Origin of the sequence: Paraburkholderia sp. WC7.3g, assembly GCF_050436345.1 — a bacterium.
Taxonomy (GTDB): domain Bacteria; phylum Pseudomonadota; class Gammaproteobacteria; order Burkholderiales; family Burkholderiaceae; genus Paraburkholderia; species Paraburkholderia podalyriae.
On sequence record NZ_JBNDMA010000001.1, the window covers coordinates 283,647 to 302,128 of the forward strand.

17 protein-coding genes are annotated in these 18,482 nt (G+C 63.9%); 7 read left to right on the forward strand and 10 right to left on the reverse strand.

Annotated elements, in window-relative coordinates; all coding sequences use genetic code 11:
• Positions 1–21 precede the first annotated feature (21 nt).
• Both OKW43_RS01370 and OKW43_RS01375 read right to left on the reverse strand, forming a co-directional pair.
• Positions 22–780, reverse strand: a complete 759-nt coding sequence (locus tag OKW43_RS01370; protein WP_429444731.1) for an SDR family oxidoreductase — start codon at positions 778–780, stop codon at positions 22–24.
• An 84-nt stretch (positions 781–864) separates the two neighbouring features.
• Complete coding sequence (locus OKW43_RS01375; RefSeq protein ID WP_429444733.1) at positions 865–1,614, reverse strand: SDR family oxidoreductase; 750 nt, start codon at positions 1,612–1,614, stop codon at positions 865–867.
• A gap of 94 nt (positions 1,615–1,708) precedes the next feature.
• Between OKW43_RS01375 and OKW43_RS01380 the strand changes: the two genes are divergently transcribed.
• The 3 genes from OKW43_RS01380 to OKW43_RS01390 all read left to right on the forward strand — a co-directional run bounded on the left by OKW43_RS01380 (position 1,709) and on the right by OKW43_RS01390 (position 4,435).
• Positions 1,709–2,626, forward strand: coding sequence for an AraC family transcriptional regulator (locus OKW43_RS01380; protein ID WP_429444735.1), 918 nt, complete (start codon positions 1,709–1,711; stop codon positions 2,624–2,626).
• A gap of 247 nt (positions 2,627–2,873) precedes the next feature.
• Positions 2,874–3,203 (forward strand): four-helix bundle copper-binding protein, encoded by a 330-nt coding sequence (locus tag OKW43_RS01385; protein WP_187638946.1) that lies wholly within the window; start codon positions 2,874–2,876, stop codon positions 3,201–3,203.
• A 422-nt stretch (positions 3,204–3,625) separates the two neighbouring features.
• A complete protein-coding gene (locus tag OKW43_RS01390) occupies positions 3,626–4,435 on the forward strand; it encodes a class I SAM-dependent methyltransferase (RefSeq protein ID WP_429444737.1) in 810 nt (269 codons plus the stop codon).
• 19 nt (positions 4,436–4,454) lie between these two features.
• Here OKW43_RS01390 and OKW43_RS01395 read toward each other — a convergent pair whose 3' ends face one another.
• The 7 genes from OKW43_RS01395 to OKW43_RS01425 form a co-directional block, all read right to left on the reverse strand.
• On the reverse strand, positions 4,455–7,208 hold the full coding sequence (locus OKW43_RS01395; protein ID WP_429444739.1) for an HAD-IC family P-type ATPase: 2,754 nt from the start codon (positions 7,206–7,208) through the stop codon (positions 4,455–4,457).
• Positions 7,209–7,253: 45 nt separating this feature from the next.
• Complete coding sequence (locus OKW43_RS01400; RefSeq protein WP_429444741.1) at positions 7,254–8,201, reverse strand: polyphosphate kinase 2 family protein; 948 nt, start codon at positions 8,199–8,201, stop codon at positions 7,254–7,256.
• Positions 8,202–8,458: 257 nt separating this feature from the next.
• On the reverse strand, positions 8,459–9,565 hold the full coding sequence (gene yjfF, locus OKW43_RS01405) for a galactofuranose ABC transporter, permease protein YjfF (protein ID WP_429444743.1): 1,107 nt from the start codon (positions 9,563–9,565) through the stop codon (positions 8,459–8,461).
• Positions 9,562–10,605 (reverse strand): ABC transporter permease, encoded by a 1,044-nt coding sequence (locus OKW43_RS01410; RefSeq protein ID WP_187638941.1) that lies wholly within the window; start codon positions 10,603–10,605, stop codon positions 9,562–9,564. The genes yjfF and OKW43_RS01410 overlap by 4 nt, the downstream gene beginning before the upstream one ends.
• Complete coding sequence (locus OKW43_RS01415; RefSeq protein ID WP_429444745.1) at positions 10,602–12,245, reverse strand: sugar ABC transporter ATP-binding protein; 1,644 nt, start codon at positions 12,243–12,245, stop codon at positions 10,602–10,604. Before OKW43_RS01415 ends, OKW43_RS01410 begins: the two co-directional genes overlap by 4 nt.
• Before the next feature lie 252 nt (positions 12,246–12,497).
• Positions 12,498–13,484, reverse strand: a complete 987-nt coding sequence (locus OKW43_RS01420; RefSeq protein WP_187638939.1) for an ABC transporter substrate-binding protein — start codon at positions 13,482–13,484, stop codon at positions 12,498–12,500.
• 181 nt (positions 13,485–13,665) lie between these two features.
• A complete protein-coding gene (locus OKW43_RS01425) occupies positions 13,666–14,268 on the reverse strand; it encodes an alpha-ketoglutarate-dependent dioxygenase AlkB family protein (RefSeq protein WP_429444747.1) in 603 nt (200 codons plus the stop codon).
• A 141-nt stretch (positions 14,269–14,409) separates the two neighbouring features.
• Here OKW43_RS01425 and OKW43_RS01430 point away from each other — a divergent pair, with 141 nt between their 5' ends.
• Positions 14,410–14,994 (forward strand): malonic semialdehyde reductase, encoded by a 585-nt coding sequence (locus OKW43_RS01430; RefSeq protein ID WP_429444749.1) that lies wholly within the window; start codon positions 14,410–14,412, stop codon positions 14,992–14,994.
• Between the two features lie 56 nt (positions 14,995–15,050).
• Here OKW43_RS01430 and OKW43_RS01435 read toward each other — a convergent pair whose 3' ends face one another.
• Positions 15,051–15,398: a hypothetical protein gene (locus tag OKW43_RS01435; RefSeq protein WP_429444751.1), complete on the reverse strand. Its 348-nt coding sequence runs from the start codon at positions 15,396–15,398 to the stop codon at positions 15,051–15,053.
• Positions 15,399–15,838: 440 nt separating this feature from the next.
• Between OKW43_RS01435 and OKW43_RS01440 the strand changes: the two genes are divergently transcribed.
• The 3 genes from OKW43_RS01440 (at position 15,839) to OKW43_RS01450 (ending at position 18,428) form a co-directional block, all read left to right on the forward strand.
• Positions 15,839–17,002, forward strand: coding sequence for a metallophosphoesterase (locus OKW43_RS01440; protein WP_429444753.1), 1,164 nt, complete (start codon positions 15,839–15,841; stop codon positions 17,000–17,002).
• Positions 17,003–17,303: 301 nt separating this feature from the next.
• Positions 17,304–18,011, forward strand: coding sequence for an MgtC/SapB family protein (locus OKW43_RS01445; protein WP_187638934.1), 708 nt, complete (start codon positions 17,304–17,306; stop codon positions 18,009–18,011).
• Positions 18,012–18,173: 162 nt separating this feature from the next.
• Positions 18,174–18,428 carry a GlsB/YeaQ/YmgE family stress response membrane protein gene (locus tag OKW43_RS01450; protein WP_018420763.1) on the forward strand — a complete coding sequence of 85 codons (255 nt, stop codon included), beginning with the start codon at positions 18,174–18,176 and terminating at the stop codon, positions 18,426–18,428.
• The last annotated feature ends 54 nt before the right edge of the window (positions 18,429–18,482 follow it).

The following is an 18,482-nucleotide window of genomic DNA, read 5'->3' on the forward strand; positions in this document are numbered from 1 at the left end:
GGCAACGGACAACAGCCTCCCTCACCACGGGATCGTTTCATTCTCCCAGCGCGTGAACGTGCCTGTTGGGCTGTCCGGGCCCAGCAGCGCGACGCGCACCGCTTCGCGAGCGCCTTCCTCGACGGACTCGGTGCCCAAATAGCCGTTGAGGTTCGTTTTGGTAAAGCCCGGGGAGACCGCGTTGACCTTGATCCCGTCCGGTTCCAGCTCGACCGCCATGGCGACCGTCAAGGCGTTGAGAGCCGTTTTGGACGCCGGATAGACGGGGCCGAAGATCGCACGGTAGGCGAAGGCCGGGTCCGAGTTCGTCGTTAGCGACCCAACGCCGCTCGACACGTTGACGATGCGGGCGCCCGGCGTCGCGCGCAGAAGAGGCAGCATCGCCTGATAAACGGCGAGCACGCCGAACACGTTGGTGTCCCACACCGCGCGCATCTCATCGAGGGACACGTTGCTCGGGCGAGTCGTCTTCGCGTACTCCTCGACGGACTGATCGGATCGCTTTTTCGTGTTCGAAATGGCGGCGTTCTGGATCAGCACGTCGAGGCGGCCGAAGGCGTTGCTTACGCGCTCCGCCGCGGCTGTGACCGAAGCCTGATCCGTCACGTCGAGCTGGAGCGCGTGGCCGTCCGGCCCCACCTCCTTGGCCGCAGCCTGGCCGCGTTCGAGATTGCGCGACCCGACCAGCACAGTGAAGCCGTGTGCCGCGAGATCCTTGGCGATCTGAAGGCCGATGCCTTGATTGGCCCCGGTGACCAGGGCGACGGGTTTGTCCTGCATGGCAATCTCCTTGTGGTGTTGCGCTTCAGCGCGCAAAAGCCGGTTCCGTTTTTCAGTTCAGCTCAGCGCGATGCCGCTGGCTGGTTAGTGAGTCTCGGCCGCCCAGGCTTGGGCATCGGCGCCGGCCGGGAGGCGCATCGGCGCCGACGGATCGGTCGCTGCGCGCCACACCGCTTCGGCGACGTCCTGCGCCCGGGTGGTCGGGGCAGACGCATCCAGCATCCGCGCGAAAACGTCCTTGACAAGGTCCGCATAGGCTTCGTGGTCGAGGCCATGCATGTGGGCGCGCGCGTTGTCTCCGAAGCGGGTATCAGGCGCACGTCCCGGCAGCACCAGCCGCACCCGTACGCCGAACTGCTCGAGTTCCAGCGCCATCGATTCGGTGAATGCGTTCACCGCCGCCTTGCTCGCACGGTATGCGGCAATCAGGGGCAGGGCCTTCAGCGTCACGCTCGACGTGACGTTCACGATCACACCGGCCCTGCGCTGGCGGAATTGCGGCAGCACCGCTTGCGTCAATGCGATCGTGCCGAAGGCGTTGGTTTCAAAAATTTCGCGTACCGTGGCGATCGGGGTTAGCTCGGCGGGGGACGCCGCGCCGAACCCCGCGTTGTTGACGAGGACGTCGATCGGCCCTGCGGCCTCGACAGTCGCGCGAATGCTGTCCGGGTCCGTGATGTCGAGCGCAAGCACGCGCAGACCGTCGGCGGGCGGCAGTACATCCGCGCGCGGCACGCGCATTGTGGCGATGACGTGCCAGTCGCGCGCGAGGAAGTAACGGGCGATCTCGAGGCCGAATCCGGAAGAGCAGCCGGTGATCAGTACGGTTTTCATGGGGACTCCTGTAGGGCGTGTGTCCGTACGATAAATCGCCAAGGCCGTACTTGCTACAATCGATCATCCGAATTTCATTTGCAGGAGTCCGGCAATGATTGACCCGTTGGCCGAAGTCGTGACGCTGCTGCAGCCGGGCGCCCGGTTCTCCAAGCTCGTCCACGGCGCGAGTCCCTGGCACATTAGCCGCTCGGTCGCCGGCCAGCCGTTCTATTGCGTGATTCTCGAGGGCGGCTGCCGCATCGCGATCGACGGACATGAGGCCATCGAGCTCCTGTCAGGCGACTTTGTCCTGATTCCGGCGGCTTACGGCGTAGCGATGTCGAGCCTCGAGCCGCCATCGCCGGGCGTCGAGACGCGGCCGCCCGCCGCGCTGGGCGACGGCGAGTTCAGAATCGGCGACCCCGATCGCCCCATCGACGCGCGCATGGTGGCCGGCCACTGCAGTTTCGGCTCACCGGATGCATCGCTGCTGGTCTCGCTGCTCCCGCAACTCGTGCATGTGCGCGGCGAACAGCGGCTGGCCACGCTCGTGCAACTGGTGCGAGAGGAAACACGGGAGCAGCGGCCCGCGCGCGAGGTCGTGCTCGCACGACTGCTGGAAGTGCTGCTCATCGAAGCGCTGCGGTCCGCGGCACAGACTAATGCGTCGCCGGGCCTGGTGCGCGGGCTTTCCGATGGCCGCCTCGCGGCCGCGATCCGCGGGATGCACGAACATCCGACACGCGCCTGGACCGTTGCTGAACTCGCGAAGGAGGCCGCACTCTCGCGCTCGGCCTTTTTCGAGCGCTTCAGTCGCACGGTCGGCATCGCGCCGATGGAATATTTGCTCGCCTGGCGCATGGCACTCGCGAAGGACCTGCTGCGTCGTCATGAAGGCCGCATCGCCGAGATTGCGCAGCGCGTCGGCTACAGTTCAGCCAGCACCTTCAGCGTCGCCTTCACGCGGCACGTCGGTCGGCCGCCCACGCAGTATGCGCGCGACGTGCAGGCGGTCGCGAACGGCGCATGAGGCGGCTCAAACAGGCTGTTCTCCGATGTGGACGCGCGTTCCTATGCGATCCGCACTCACCAGGAATGTCCGTTATCGACACCGCTACAGCCCATCGAATGTCCGGCGTCTACGGCCGATGGATGACCGCAGGTGGCCGATTGCACCAGTTGGACGCCCGTTAGCGGAGGCAGTTCGGTTTGCGGGTATGCATCGTGCGGGAGTCTGCGAACCGGCACACCAGTGCTGCATCACTGACGGAGGATCAATGGAACACCAGGAGCATCAATCTTGCATACGGGCTTGTGACGCCTGCGCTGCCGCTTGCGATCATTGCGCAACGGCATGCCTTTCGGAACAGGACGTTGCACATATGGCCGAATGCATCAAGTCAGACATGGACTGCGCAGACATTTGCCGTCTGGCTTCCGCCGTCATGGCTCGAGGCAGTAGTCGCGCGAAGGATATTTGTTCGTTGTGCGCGTCGATCTGCAACGCCTGCGCCGCTGAGTGCGAAAAGCACCGGCACGAACACTGCAAGCAATGCGCAGAAGCCTGTCGGAACTGCGCGAAGGAATGTCGGGCTATGGGGCAGTAAGAAGGGCTCGCTCGCCGAGGTCGCACATGCATCGACGTGCCGCTGCCTGCGCACTGCGCGGTGACGGCTACGCTCGGATCGCACCGGACAGGGATCGATATCGACCGGCAGCATGGGCGTTGACCACGTGCCTGCACGTCAAGGCGCAAAACCATCAGAATAAGGCGCGAAATGTAGAGATTCCCCGACCGGTTTTGACAAAATCAACTGCTATGCTTGAAAACTTGAACCCGTTCACTATCGCGGCTTTTCCAGGTAATTGATGCCGCAGGTCTCGCCAAAGGCAGTCCATCAGCGCCCATACCCGGAGTCGTCAACGTCCCGCGAAATTCGCAACCCGATGTCACAGGGTAGCGAGAGCCGGTACTCCGGAAACGAGTTGCGCAGGTCTCAGCATGGCCCCGCACTGATATGAGGGAGAAATGCATAAACCCATCGACACTGAAACGATCCCGAGCAATGAATTGCAGCAGGTCAGGACGGCTTATGCCAAGCTTTGCGAGGACTACATTGCACATCGTAGCGACGGTGAATACGTGGACTATGTGCAATCTGTCATTGCCAACGACGCGAGTCTTGATCGCCACGTGCGCGCGTTCGAAATTTACGCACCGTATATCAAGCGTGGGATGAAGGTGCTCGACTGGGGATGCAGGCACGCCCCAGATTCATGCATGCTCCGCACGCTCTACCGTGACATCGACATATATGGCTGTGACATCTGCGAGGATGGGCAATTCGCGGAGTTCTATCAGTACGCCGGACTATCTTTCGCATCGCTCGATCATGAATTTCTGCTGCCCTACGAAGACAATCAATTCGATGTGGTGATTGGAAGCGGTGTGCTCGAGCACGTGGCCCGCGAACAGAAGAGCCTCGATGAGCTTTGGCGCGTGCTGAAGGACGACGGTTTGCTGATCATCACATTTTTACCTAACCGCTTATCGGTCACCGAAAACGCATGCCGAGTCATGAAGAAGTACACCGGCCATAATCGGCTGTACAGCCTCAGCGACGCTAAGCGCCTGTTTCTCAGGTCGGGGTTCGTTCTCGAGGAATGCGGCTATCATCAGGTCTTTCCCACTTTCGCAAAAGGTATAAAGGGAGGCGGAGCGCTTAACGCACTTGCCAATATAGGCATGAAGCTGAACCGGCCTTTCGAGCGGATACCGATCGTCAATGCGGTGTCGGCTAATCTGTTTTTCATCCTCCGCCGCGTGCATGAGATGTAGCAGGCGCCCCCCGGGCGGCCTATCTCGCGGGATCATTGCGCAAGGCCGCGCCCTCCTGTTGCGAAGTCACGAATCCTCTCAATGCGGGGGTCAGTCGAAAGACGAGCTTCTCTATTTCCACCACGAAGAAAAACAGCACGCCACCAGCGACGAGCCACGCCCACGCCGACAGGGGCAGAGCCTCGGTGTCGAAGATGGCATTGAACGGTAGCGTATAGGTGAACAGAAGCTGCAAGACCACGACACCGGCTATTCCGTACCACAGATAGCGATTGCCCAGATGGGCGCGCACCGACAGCGACGAGTCGAGCAGATAGCGGATGTTGAGCAGATAGAACACCTGGCCGAGCGTAATGGCGTTGACCGCGGCCGTGCGCGCCATCGGATCCGACGCCCCTTGCCCCTTCATCCAGAAGAAAGTCGATAGCGTATAAAGCACGAGCGCCGCGCCCACGAAGAGGATGCGCCAGATGCCGAAGCGCGTGACGATCGGCCGGTCGATTGCTCGGGGCGAACGGCTCATCACGTCTGCCTCGTGTGGCTCGAACGAAATGGTCAGGCCGAGCGCCACGGATGTAATCATGTTGACCCACAGGATCTGCGGGGCCGTGATCGGCAGCGTGAATCCGAACAGGATCGCCACCGCGATCACCGCGCCTTGCGCGACATTGGTCGGCAACATGAACAGCATCGCCTTCTCGATGTTGTTGTAGACCGTGCGCCCCTCCTTCACCGCCGCGGAGATCGACGCGAAATTGTCGTCGGTGAGGATCATCCCTGCCGCCTCCTTGGTCACCTCGGTGCCCTTGATCCCCATTGCCACACCGATGTCCGCCTTCTTGAGCGCCGGCGCATCGTTGACGCCGTCGCCCGTCATCGCGACGATCTGCCGATTCGCCTGGATCGCCTTGACGAGCCGCAGCTTGTGCTCGGGGCTGGCGCGGGCGAAGACGTCGACGCCGCGCACGCATTCCATCAGCGCCGCATCGTTCATCGCCTCGATCTCGGTGCCGGACACGGCCGTCTTGCCGTCGCCGATGCCAAGCATGCGTGCGATCGCCGCCGCCGTGATCTTGTGGTCGCCCGTAATCATCGTGACGCGGATGCCTCCGCCGTGGCATTCGCGCACGGCATCGATCGCCTCTTTGCGCGGCGGGTCCATCAGGCCCACGAGGCCGAGCAGCACGAGGGTCCGCGGCAGGTCCTGCGGCCCCAGGCCGCCCGTACGGAGGCCCGGGTCCGACAGCCACGCCAGTCCGAGCACGCGCTCGCCTTGCGCGGCGAGCCGGTCGCCCTCCGTGGCGAAATGCTCGCGATCGAGCGGCGCTGGACCTTGCGCCGTTTGCTGCCGGTCGCAATGGTCGAGGATCACCTCTGGCGCGCCCTTGACCAGCAGCATCTCGCCGTCCGCCGAACGGTTCAGCGTCGCCATGAACTTGTGCTCGGACTCGAAGGGAATCGCGTCGATCCTCGGACCGGCGGCGGTCTCGGCGGCCCGGTCCATACCGAGCTTGGCGGCGAACGGATAGAGCGCACCCTCGGTCGGGTCACCCTCCACTTTCCATTTTCCGTCTTCCTCGAAGAGCTCCGCGTCGTTGCACAACAGCGACACGCGGCCCATCAGCTTCAGCACGTCCGGCGCGGCGCCGAGCGGCTTGCCATCGGCGCTGACCTGTCCCTCGCTGGCGTAGCCGTCGCCCGTGACGGCGTAGGCCGCTTCCGCCGTCACGACGGAGGTCACCATCATCTCCATCAGCGTCAGCGTGCCCGTCTTGTCCGAGCAGATGCGCGAGACGGCGCCCAGCGTCTCGACCGCCGGCAGGCGGCGAATAATGGCGTTGCGCCGGGCCATGCGCTGCACGCCGATAGCAAGCGTGATGGTGATGAGCGCGGGCAGCCCTTCCGGGATCACCGACACGGCAATCCCCACGATGGCCTGGAACAGCTCGACGAAAGTCATGTGGCCGAGCCAGTGACCCCACGAGAACAGCAGCACGCTGACCCAGGCGATCACTGCCGTGATCACGTAGCCGAATTTCTTGATCTGGCGCAGCAGCGGCGTCTCGAGCGCGCTGACTTCGGCGAGCATCTGGTTGATCCGGCCGAGTTCGGTCTGGCTTCCGGTCGCCACCACGACGCCGGTTGCCCGGCCCGACAAGACCATCGTGCCGCAGAACGCCATGTTCTCGCGGTCGCCGACCGTGGCCTTGGCCGGTACCTGAGCCGTGCTCTTCTCGGCCGGGACGGATTCGCCAGTGAGGGCCGCTTCTTCGGTGCGCAGGTTCCTTGCGTCGACGAGACGCATGTCCGCCGGGATCTTGTCGCCCGATTCCAGTAGCACGATGTCGCCAGGAACGAGTTCCTCGGCGGGGATCAGGCGAACCTCTGCGCCACGCAAAACGCGCGCCTCGGCGGACAGCATGTTGCGAATCGAGTCGAGCGCCTTCTCGGCGCGTCCTTCCTGCAGGAAGCCGAGCAGCGAGTTGAGGATGACGACGGCCAGAATGACCGAGCCATCGAGCCAAAGGCCCAACAGGAACTTGACGAAACCGGCCGCGAGCAGCACGTAGATCAGAATGTTGTGGAGCTGCATCAGGAATCGTGCGACCGGCCCCTTCTTCTTGCCTTGCGGCAGGCGGTTCGGCCCATAGGTGGCCAGCCGCCCGGCCGCTTCCGTTGCATCGAGGCCCTGCGCGGAATCGACGTTGAACTGCCGCTCGATGTCACCGGCCGGTATCGCATGCCACGGCGTCGCACTGTCAACTGAGCTCATCCTCGTCTCTCCCGGTTCCAGTGTTTTCGGGTCAGGGGGCCGCTCTCAATGGCCTGGATCGCCCCCGGATTGATCGGGTGTCGTGCCGTCCACCGCTTCGGCGTCGAGCTCCGCCCTCGCCGCGGCGAGATCCTTCATCTGCCCTTGCGTAGGTTTCGGATATTCGAGGTCGAGCTTCTCGACGGCCTCGACGATCGCGGCCGCGACGACGAGGCGCGTGAATGGTTTGTTGTCGGCGGGCACGACGAACCACGGAGCCGCTTCGCAAGCCGTCGCGCGGATGGCCGCTTCATAGGCGTGCATGTAGTCGTTCCAGTATCGACGCTCGCGAACGTCAGATGCGGAAAACTTCCAGTGCTTGTCGGGATTGTGAAGGCGCTCCATGAATCGCTTCTTCTGCTCCCCGTACGACAGGTTCAGATAGAACTTCAGGATGACCACGCCCTGGCGCGTGAGATAGTCTTCGAACCGCGCGATGTCGGCGAGCCGCTCGTCCCATAGGTTGTCGCCGAGCCGTGCCGGCGGGATCCTCTGCGCATCGAGCAGATGCTGATGCACGCGCACCACCAGCACCTCCTCATAGTAGGAGCGGTTAAAAATACCGATGTGCCCGCGCTCAGGCACTTTCCTGCCATAGCGCCAAAGGAAGTCATGAGAGAGTTCCTCAGCCGACGGCTGCTTGAACGAGATGACATCGCACCCCTGCGGATTGACGCGCGACATCACGTGCTTGATCGTCCCGTCCTTTCCCGCCGCGTCCATGGCCTGGAACACCAGCAGCACGGACCAGGAATCCTGCGCGTAGAGGATTTCCTGCTCCATCGCGAGCCATTTCGAACCGCGCTGCAGAAGTTGCAGCGCCTCTTCCTTATGCATTTTCAATCCCAGCGTGTCGCCGGGATCGAAATTCTTCAGGAAGAAATCGTTGCCGCTCGTGACGCGGAACGGATCGGTGTACGCCCGCACCGCGTCGAGTATTTCCGTGCGAACCATCGCTGTTTCTCCACGACATCTGCAATCAGTTGCACGATTCGCGGATTGCTGTCCGGGCTACCGGAACGCGGCGTGGGCTGTCTTCTGGCGTTTCACCGAGGCTGTTCCGGACGAGCAGCATCGCAACCGCAGTCGCACTGCGCACAACTCCTTCTGATAATAGGTCACACGAACAGAAACGTGCTCATCGGCACGTCGACGTTCCAGATCAGCGGCGCGATCGGCTCGGTTGGCATTGGCTATCTGATGGACAGGCGTTATCCCGGCGCCCTGCCCAACACCTGCGAATCCGACGCCGCCGCCGTCGTCGACGTCGACGTCTCGTCACGCACGTGCCCATGCCCCGTCGTCGTGACCGCGTTGGTGCCACCCGGCCGACGCACCGACCTGGCGTGCCGCTCGATCAACCGTTGCAGCAAACAGAACGCGCACAGCAGCGCGCCGATCACGATCCGCGTCCACCACGAACTGAGCGTGCCGTCGAACGTGATCAGCGTCTGAATCGTGCCGAGAATGCCGACACCGAACAGCGAACCGACCACATATCCGACGCCGCCGGTCAGCAGCGTGCCGCCGATCACCGTCGCTGCAATCGCATCGAGTTCCATGCCCTGTCCTTGCAGCCCATAGCCCGACAGCACGTAGAACGTGAACACCGCGCCACCGAGCGCCGAGCAGAAGCCGCTCAACGCATAGACGCCGACCCGCGTGCGCGCGACCGGCAGCCCCATCAGCAGCGCCGAGCGCGGGTTGCCGCCGACCGCATACACGTTGCGTCCGAAGCGCGTGAAATGGGCGACATAGATCGCGGCCGCAAGCGTCGCGAGCGCGATCAGCACGTTCGCCGATACCGAACCGACGCCGACATTGAGACGAAACGCGGAGATCGCCTTGAACGTCGGATCGGTGATCGTGATCGACTGCGTCGTGATCAGAAAGCACAGGCCACGCGCGAAGAACATCCCCGCCAGCGTCACGATGAACGCCTGCAGGCGGAAGTAATGAATCAGCGCGCCCTGCACGGCGCCGAATACGGTGCCCATCAATAGCACGATCGGAATGATGAGCCAGACCGACACGTGCATGTGCTCGGATAGCACCGCTTCGACGATCGTCGTCAGCGCGACGATCGAGCCCACCGACAGATCGATGCCGCCCGACACGATCACGAACGTCATGCCGATCGCGACGATCAGCAGGAACGCGTTATCGACGAGCAGATCGAGCAACACCTGCCACGAGAAGAACCCGGTGTACATCACCGAACCAAAGCCGAACAGCGCGCAGAACAGCAGGACCGTCACCGCGATCGGCAGCGTGCGCGGATCGACCACGCGGGCGAGTGCTTCGAGAACGCGCGTCATCGTGCCACCCCGCGCGATCTGACGAGCGACGCGCCGAACGACACCGCGAGCGCGCGCGCCGCTGGCGACTGGATCACGCTGACCGCGAGCACGACGGCCGCCTTGACGACGAGCGTCGCTTCCGGCGGCACGCCGATCGAATACGTGGTGTACGTCAGCGTCTGGATGATCAGCGCGCCGAGCACCGTGCCCGCGAAACTGAAGCGGCCGCCGAGCAGCGACGTGCCGCCGAGCGTCACGGCGAGAATCGCGTCGAGTTCGAGCAGCAGGCCGGCATTGTTGCCGTCCGCACTTCGCACGTTCGAGCTGATCAGGATGCCGGCCAGCGCCGCGGTCAAGCCCGAGAAGCCGTACACCGCGAACACGATCGCCTTCGAGCGCAAGCCGACCAGCCGCGTCGCAACCGGGTTCACACCGATCGCACGAATGAACAGACCGAGCGCCGTGCCCTCCACCAGGGCGGCGGTCGCCAGCACGGCTACGGTCGCGATCCATACCGAGCACGGCACGCCGAGCCAGTAGCCGCCACCGACGAACAGATAGCCGGGCGCGCCGATCGGGATGATCTGCCCGGCGGTCAGCAGTTGCGCGATGCCACGGCCCGCGACCATCAGAATCAGCGTCGCGATGATCGGCTGCATGCCGACGAACGCGACGAGCAGCCCGTTCCACATGCCGCTCAATACGCCGACGACGAGCGCGGCCACGAGCGCCTGCGCGATCAGCGCACCGCTCGGCACGGCTTCGGTCGCCAGTATCGTCGCGGCCGCGGCGCCCGCGATCGCGACCACCGCGCCGACCGAAATATCGATGCCGCGCGTCGCGATCACGAGCGTCATGCCGATCGCGACGAGCACGAGCGGCGCCGCGCGATTCAGGATGTCGATCGGCGCACCGAACAGATGGCCGTCGAGCATGCGCAGCGCGAGAAAATGCGGATTGACCGCGAGGTTCAGTCCGCACAGCAACACGAGCGTCAGGCATGGCCACAGCAGCGGACGCTCGACCCCGTCGCGCGCGAACCAGTTCGATAGCTTCATTCGCCGCTCCCTGCGATGAGTCGGTAGATGTTGTCTTCGTTCGATGCCTTGCCGGCCACCTCGGCGATCTTGCGGCGATCACGCAGCACCGCGACGCGGTGGCTCACGCGCAGCACCTCGCTGATCTCCGACGAGATGAACAGGATGGAGAGGCCGTTCGCGCACAGCGCGAGCAACCGGTCCATGATGTCGAACTTCGCGGCGACGTCGATGCCGCGGGTCGGCTCGTCGAGAATCAGCAGTTTGGGATCGGTCGCGAGCCAGCGCGCGAGCAGCGCCTTCTGCTGGTTGCCGCCCGACAGCAGCCCGATGGGCTGCTCGGCGTCGGACGCCTTGATGCCGAGCCGCTCGATCCACAGATCGGCGAGCTCGCGCGCGCGTTGCCGGCTGATCTTGCGCCACCAGCCACGCCGCGCCTGCAACGCAAGCAAGATGTTTTCGCGAATCGACAGCTCGGCGACGATGCCTTCCTTCTTGCGGTCTTCCGCGCAATAGCCGATGCCGTGGCGCACCGCGTCGTGCGGCGTGCGCAGCCGCACGACGCGCCCCTCGACGAGGATCGTGCCGCTGTCCGCGCGATCCGCGCCGAACAGAAGCCGCGCGGTTTCGGTGCGGCCCGAGCCGAGCAGACCCGCGAGGCCGAGAATCTTGCCGGCCTGCACTTCGAGATCGATCGGCTGCAACGTGCCGCGGCGGCCGACGCCGCGCAGCTCGACGAACGGCCGCGCGGCCGCGGCGTCGGTTGCGTCCGCGTGGTCCTGCTCGATGTCCTGCAGGTCATCGGCGGCCTGCCCTTCGTGCGCCGCTTCGCGCAGACGCGCGCTCATGCGCTCGTGACCGACCATCTTCGCGACCAGCTGATCCGCGGACAGATCGCGCGCGAGATATTCGCCTTCGCGCTCGCCGTTGCGCATCACCGTGATGCGATCGGAGATCGCATAGGTCTGCTCGATGAAATGCGTGACGAACAGAATCGCAATGCCCGATTGCTTAAGATGTCGAAGTATTTTGAAAAGCTGCGCGACTTCGCCGTCGTCGAGGCTCGAAGTCGGCTCGTCGAGAATCAGCACACGCGCATCGACGGACAAGGCTCGCGCGATCGCGACCATCTGTTGCACGGCGATCGGATAGGCGTCGAGCGAGCGCGTGACGTCGAGCGAGACGTCGAGGCGCGCGAGCGCTTCCTGTGCGCGCCGCTTGATGTCGGCCCAGTCGATCGCGCCGAAGCGGCGCGGCTGCCGCCCCGCGAAGATATTCTCCGCGACCGACAGATTCGGGCACAGGTTCACTTCCTGGTAGAGCGTGCGCACGCCGGCCGCCTCGGCTTCCTGCGGCGAGCCGAACGCGACCACCTCGCCGCCGAGGCGGATCGTGCCTGCATCGGGTGCGAGCACGCCTGTGAGCACGTTGATCAACGTGGATTTGCCGGCGCCGTTCTGGCCCATCAGCGTATGGACCTCGCCGGGAAGCAGGCGGAAGTCGACGTGTTGCAGCGCCTTCACACCCGGAAATGTCTTGCTGACGCCGGAGGTCGCCAGAATCGGTTCGCGCGCGCTGATGTCATTCTGTCGGCTTTGCGCGCCCGGCGCGCCGCGTTTCGGCTGGTCCGGCTGATTCGGTTCGGTAGCGGAATGGGTCATGGACCTCGCTCGATCGGCTATGCATGGTTCGGCAGGCTCCAGCGGCATGCCCCGAGGGCGCATGCTCCTGAAAAGAGACCGCCCGCTGCAGAAGCGAGCAGCCCGGGCGGTCAGGCACCACTGGAGAAACCTGTTCGATGCGTCCGTACTGCACGTCTCCTTCGCGCCGTGGGCCCGTTGGCCCCGGCGCCTGAACACCGCACATGCCGCGGCACTCGCGCGAACGGTGCCGCGGCGTCGTTGCGCGCCGCGTCAGTACTTACGCGACGGCAGAGTTTGCGCGGCCACGCTCATCGGGAAGACCGTCTCCTGAGTCAGGATGCGCTTGGGCAGCGGCTTGCCGGCCATCACGTCCTTGACCGCCGACATCAGTTGCGGTCCGAGCAGCGGGCTGCACTCGACGTCCACGTTCATCTTGCCCGCGGCCATCGCCTGGAAGCCGCCCTTGGTTGCGTCGAACGAAACCACGACGATGTCCTTACCCGGATGCATGCCGGCTTCTTCCATCGCCTGGATCGCGCCGAGCGCCATGTCGTCGTTATGAGCATAGACGACGTTGATCTTGTTACCGTAGGTCTTGATGAACGCTTCCATCACCTGCTTGCCGCCGGCGAGCGTGAAGTCGCCGCTTTGCGACGCGATGACCTTGAACTTCGGATCGTTCTTGATCACTTCGATCAGACCCGAGTGGCGGTCGTTGGCCGGCGCGGAGCCGACCGTGCCCTGCAGCTCGGCGATATTGACCGGGCCTTTGTCGTCCTTGTAGTGGTCTGCGAGCCATTTGCCGCCGCGCCGGCCTTCCTCGAGGAAGTCCGAGCCGATCATCGTCACGTACAACGACGTGTCCTTCACGTCGATGTTGCGGTCGGTCAGGATCACCGGAATCTTCGCGGCTTTGGCTTCGAGCAGCACCGGTTCCCAGCCCGATTCGACGACCGGCGAGAACGCGATCACGTCGACCTTCTGCGCGATATACGAGCGGATCGCCTTGATCTGGTTTTCCTGCTTTTGCTGCGCATCGGAGAATTTGAGTTTGATACCGGCGTCAGTCGCCGCCGACTTCACCGATTCGGTATTCGCAGTGCGCCATGCGCTTTCCGCGCCGACCTGCGCAAAACCGAGCGTAATCTGTTTATCCTCGGCATGCGCGCCAGGTGTGGCCAGCGTCAGCGCCCCGAGACTCGCGGAAAGCGCGAGCGCGCCCAGAGCGCGACACGCGGCACGTCGTGTATTCGCCATGACAGTCTCCAATCGTTGTTGTGTAGACGACCCAGCGATCGGCCCGGCCCTCGTGGCCCTCACGGCGCATGGATCGTGATGTAGCGTACTGTGCGAGGCGTTAACCGTCCAATCACATGATTCGCGCCGTCGATACCAATTTTGATATAACGCGGTGGTCAGGGCATCGCGGGTCGCTGCGTCACGTTGGCGTGACCCTCGGCGTGACCCAGCGAAACGTCAGATTGATGCGCTCGCCACTCACGCGCGGCTCCTTCGGCACCCGATGACGCCACTGCGCCTGAGTGTCGCCCTTCATCACGAGCAGGCTGCCGCCCTTCAGCGAGAACGATTGCACGACACCGCTGCGGTTGTGCCGTAGATCGAACCTGCGCGCGACGCCGAGGCTCACCGACGCGATCAACGGCTGGCCGCCGAGTTCGGGCTCGCGGTCCGCGTGCCAGCCCATGCTGTCGGCGCCGCTGCGGTAACGATTCAGCAGCACGCTGTTAAAACGCGCGCCGCTGGTCGCCTCGACAGCGGACTTCAGCTCCGCGACGGCGGGCGTCCACACTTGCGGCACGTTGCGGATGCCCGAGTAGACGTACACCGCGTCCCGCTCGCCCTGCCAGGCGGTCAGACGCGGCAGTGCAACGCGGCCGGCGGGTGTGCCGATCATCTCCTGGCGCCATTGCACCTCGTCGATCAGGCGGGCGAGCAGGCGCTCGGCGTCGGCCGGTGCGAGCCAGTCGGGATACCAGTCGACGTCGGGCGTCGGCAGGTCGTTGAAAAGATCGGAGGTCATGGGAATGCCTGGATGCAAGCGGACGAGTAAAAACCCTGGCTATTATGACGACAACGGCACACCCGCTGATTCACGCGCGTTGCTCTGTCATTCGACGCGGCTCTCCGCGTTCCCTTTCTTCTTTCGCAAAAGACCACTTTCATGACACTTTCCGATCAGGCGCTCGCGCAGCTGTTTCGCGACGCGCGGACGCACAACGACTGGCAGAACAAGCCGATCGACGAGGCCCTGCTGCGCGAGCTGACCGAGCTGGTACTGCTCGGCCCCACCTCGGCCAATTCGAGTCCGGGCCGCTTCGTGTTCGTCAGGACGCCGGAGGGCAAGGAGAAACTGCGCCCGGCGTTGTCGGCTGGCAATCTCGAGAAAACCATGGCCGCGCCCGTCACGGTGATAGTCGGCATGGACATGGCCTTCTACGAGCGTCTGCCGAAACTCTTTCCCCATGCGGATGCGCGCAGCTGGTTCGTCGGCAACGAGCGGTTGATCGCGGACACGGCGTTTCGCAATTCGACGCTGCAAGGCGGCTATCTGATTCTCGCGGCGCGTGCGCTCGGTCTCGACACCGGGCCGATGTCGGGCTTCGATCAGGCCAAGGTCGACGAAGCGTTCTTTGCGGGCACGACGGTGAAGTCGAACTTCCTGATCAATCTTGGCTACGGCGATCCGTCGAAGCTGTTTGCGCGCAGCCCGCGTTTTTCGTTCGACGAAGCGGCGCGAATGGCGTGACGGTGCGTTGATGATGAATGGCGCGAGTGTCGCGCCACGCGGCGGATCGAATCGCGTCAGATCAGCACCGCGATGTAAAACACCACGGTGCCGATCAGCGCGCCGAAGAAGCAGAAACCCTCTTCGGCCTCGTCGCCATTCGAGCGCAGCCACGCGCCGACCACACCGAACAGGCCCGCGATGCCGAGCGCGACGCACACCATCACGATGTCGAACAGCGCGCTTTTGCCGAGCTCGGAGAAATCGATGTTGCGAACGCCGATGTAGAGCGCGATCGCCATCAGCGAGATGCCGACGAGCGGCAGCATCACATGGCTGCCCTCGCGTCCGACATGATGCTCATGATGAACATGATGCACGTCGTGCGCGTGATGCAACTGGTGACCCGATTTGAGCAGTTTCATGGTGTGTCTCCCCCCGCCCTATCCGCCCTATCTTTCCCGGCGACAGAACCAGACGAGGCCGAACCGCCGCTGCGCGGGCCCGGCAACAAGCTGGCCTGTGTCAAGCATACTCCACGCAGGATTACAATTCAAAGCCCATTTAATTCGCTTGCATAGGCATTGAATCGCGTGGCGCGCGGCCCTATGTGCTTGTTCCAAGCACGGATCGCGCCTGCCACGGGCGTACCCCGCTCGTGGCTCGTTCCGGCGCCTTCCGGCCCGCGTGTCGTGCGGTGCGAGAGCACGAATTTTGCGGCCACAGCAGGGGACGAAGCATGCCGGTAGAATGACTCGCCGCGTTCGCCAATCATCGCGAACGCATGCATTGCCCGCCAACCGATCGCCGCCGCGCTGTCGCCGATGTCGGCCCCTTTGGCTTCCTTCCCGCCACGATCCTCTTTATGCGACGTTCATCGTTTCTGTTCCGCATCATCCTGATTGGCGTCCTGCTGCATCTCTACGTCGGCTTGCGCCTGATTCCCGACATGCCGATCGACGCGGCCGGCCGCGGGCTATGCGTGCTGTGGCTGCTGCTGTCGATCTACCTGATCCCGGTCGGCATGATGGCGCGCGGCTTCAAGCGCCAGCCGCTCGGCGATCGGCTCGCATGGGTTGGCCTGCTCGCGATGGGCTTCTTCTCGTCGCTGCTGGTACTGACGTTCGCGCGCGACCTCGTGCTGGCGTCGCTGCTGACGATCGACGCGATCTGGCCGAACACCCTCGCAATCGCGCATTGGCGCACCGGCTCGGCGGCGGCGGTGCCGCTGCTCGCGCTGCTGTCGACGCTGATCGGCCTGTTCAACGCGCGCCGTCGCGCGCGCGTCGTCACGATCGACGTGCCGATCGACGATCTGCCTGCCGCGCTCGAAGGCTTCACGATCGTGCAGATCAGCGACATCCACGTCGGCCCGACGATCAAGGGCCGCTATGTCGACGCGATCGTCGACGCGGTGAATCGGCTGCAGCCGGATCTGATCGCGGTGACGGGCGACGTCGTCGATGGCAGCGTGCCGCAGCTGAGCCGGCATACGCAGCCGCTGTCGCGGCTCGCCGCGCGGCACGGCGCGTTCCTCGTGACCGGCAATCACGAGTACTACTCCGGAGCGAACTCGTGGATCGCCGAGTTTCGCCGGCTCGGCTTGCGGGTGCTGCTGAACGAACACGTGATCGTCGATCATGACGGCGCGCGCGCCGTGATCGCCGGCGTCACCGATTACTCGGCGGGCCATCATGACCCCGCGCATCGCAGCGACCCGGTCGCGGCGCTCGCCGGCGCGCCGGGCGACGTGCTGATCAGGGTTCTGCTCGCGCATCAGCCGCGCTCGGCCGAAGCGGCCGCGGCGGCCGGCTTCACGCTGCAGCTGTCCGGTCATACGCACGGCGGGCAGTTCTTTCCGTGGAATTTCTTCGTGCGCCTGCAACAGCCGTTCACGGCGGGCCTCGCGCGCCTGAACGGCCTGTGGGTTTATACGAGTCGCGGCACCGGCTATTGGGGTCCGCCGAAACGACTCGGTGCGCCTTCTGAAATCACGCGCTTGAGACTCGTGCCGGGTGAACCGGATTGAACTCTACGTTGGCAGTCCGCATTAATTAATTGCTATAGCAAACCCGCAAGCACACTCCTTGCCGATCGCGGCTTGACCAGGCTTTGCGCAGCTCCCACATTTCATTGTCATTGCCGTACTGCCGGTGAAGCGCAGCATGACTGCGATGTCACGCCGATGCCGCACGGTCTGGCCATAGGTGCGCGCGCGTATTGAGCCGCGCACACACCCGCCTGCTTTTACCGTACCCGAGGTAGACGACGTGACTGTCTCACGCGTACGCTTCACGCTGCGGCAGCATGCACGCCAACCTTTCTGAACGATGACACTCGAATTCTTCTTGCGGCTTCTGACCGCTTTTGCTTGCGGCGTTGCGATCGGCCTCGAACGACAGATGCGCCAGCGCAATGCCGGCCTGCGCACGATCACGCTCGTCGCGAGCGGCGCCTGCCTGTTCGTCACGCTTGGCGTGCTGACCGGCAACGGCGTCAGCGGCATCACGCAGATCGCCGCCTATGTGGTGTCGGGCGTCGGCTTTCTCGGCGGCGGCGTCATCATGCGTGACAAAGGCTCGATTCAGGGGATCAACACCGCGGCGACACTGTGGTGCTCGGCGGCCGTCGGCGTGTTGAGCGGCGCCGGCCACTACGGGCCGGCGCTCGCGGGCACCGCGGTCGTGCTGCTGACCAACACCGTGCTGCGCGAAGTAAGCCGGATGATCAACTCGACGCCGGTTTCAAACGCCGATCTCGTTCGCGAGTACGTGTTGACGATCGTTTGCCGCGAAGCCGACGAGATTCACATTCGCACGGCGATATCGAACTCGATGTACTCGGCGCCGCTGTCGTTCCAGAGCCTGACGAGCGAGGATGTCGAGGATGAACCCGGGCGCATTCGCGTGACGGCGACGCTGAAGACGCATCCGAAGGATCAATCGAAGCTCGAACAGATGGCGAGTCGCCTGAGCATGGAAAAGAGCGTGTCCAGCGTCAGTTGGACCGCGCGAGAAGCAGAGCCGACGCCCGAGTGAATCGCGGCGCGCAAGTCACCTTTGTTCGCACGCGTCGTCTACACTTAGCTGGCAGCAAATTCAGATAACGTTAATTCCGCGTCCTGAACATGGACTGTCCCATAACCTTCGACTAAGCTCTGTCACTGTGATTTGTTCACACTCAACCATGGAGTCTCGAATATGGAACACGGCATCATTGCATGGATCATCATCGGCGCGATTGCGGGCTGGCTCGCCGGAGTGCTGGTCAGGGGCGGCGGCTTCGGCCTGATTGTCGACATCATCGTCGGGATCATCGGCGCGTTCATCGGCGGCTGGCTCGCCGGCGTGCTGCATATCTCGCTCGGCGGCGGCTGGATCGGCTCGATCATCACCGCGTTGATCGGTGCGGTCATTCTGCTGTTTATCATCCGGCTCGTGCGACGAGGGTCCTGAGCACGGCATCCAATGACATCAAGCGCCAGCGGGCTCGTGCCGCTGGCGCTTTTT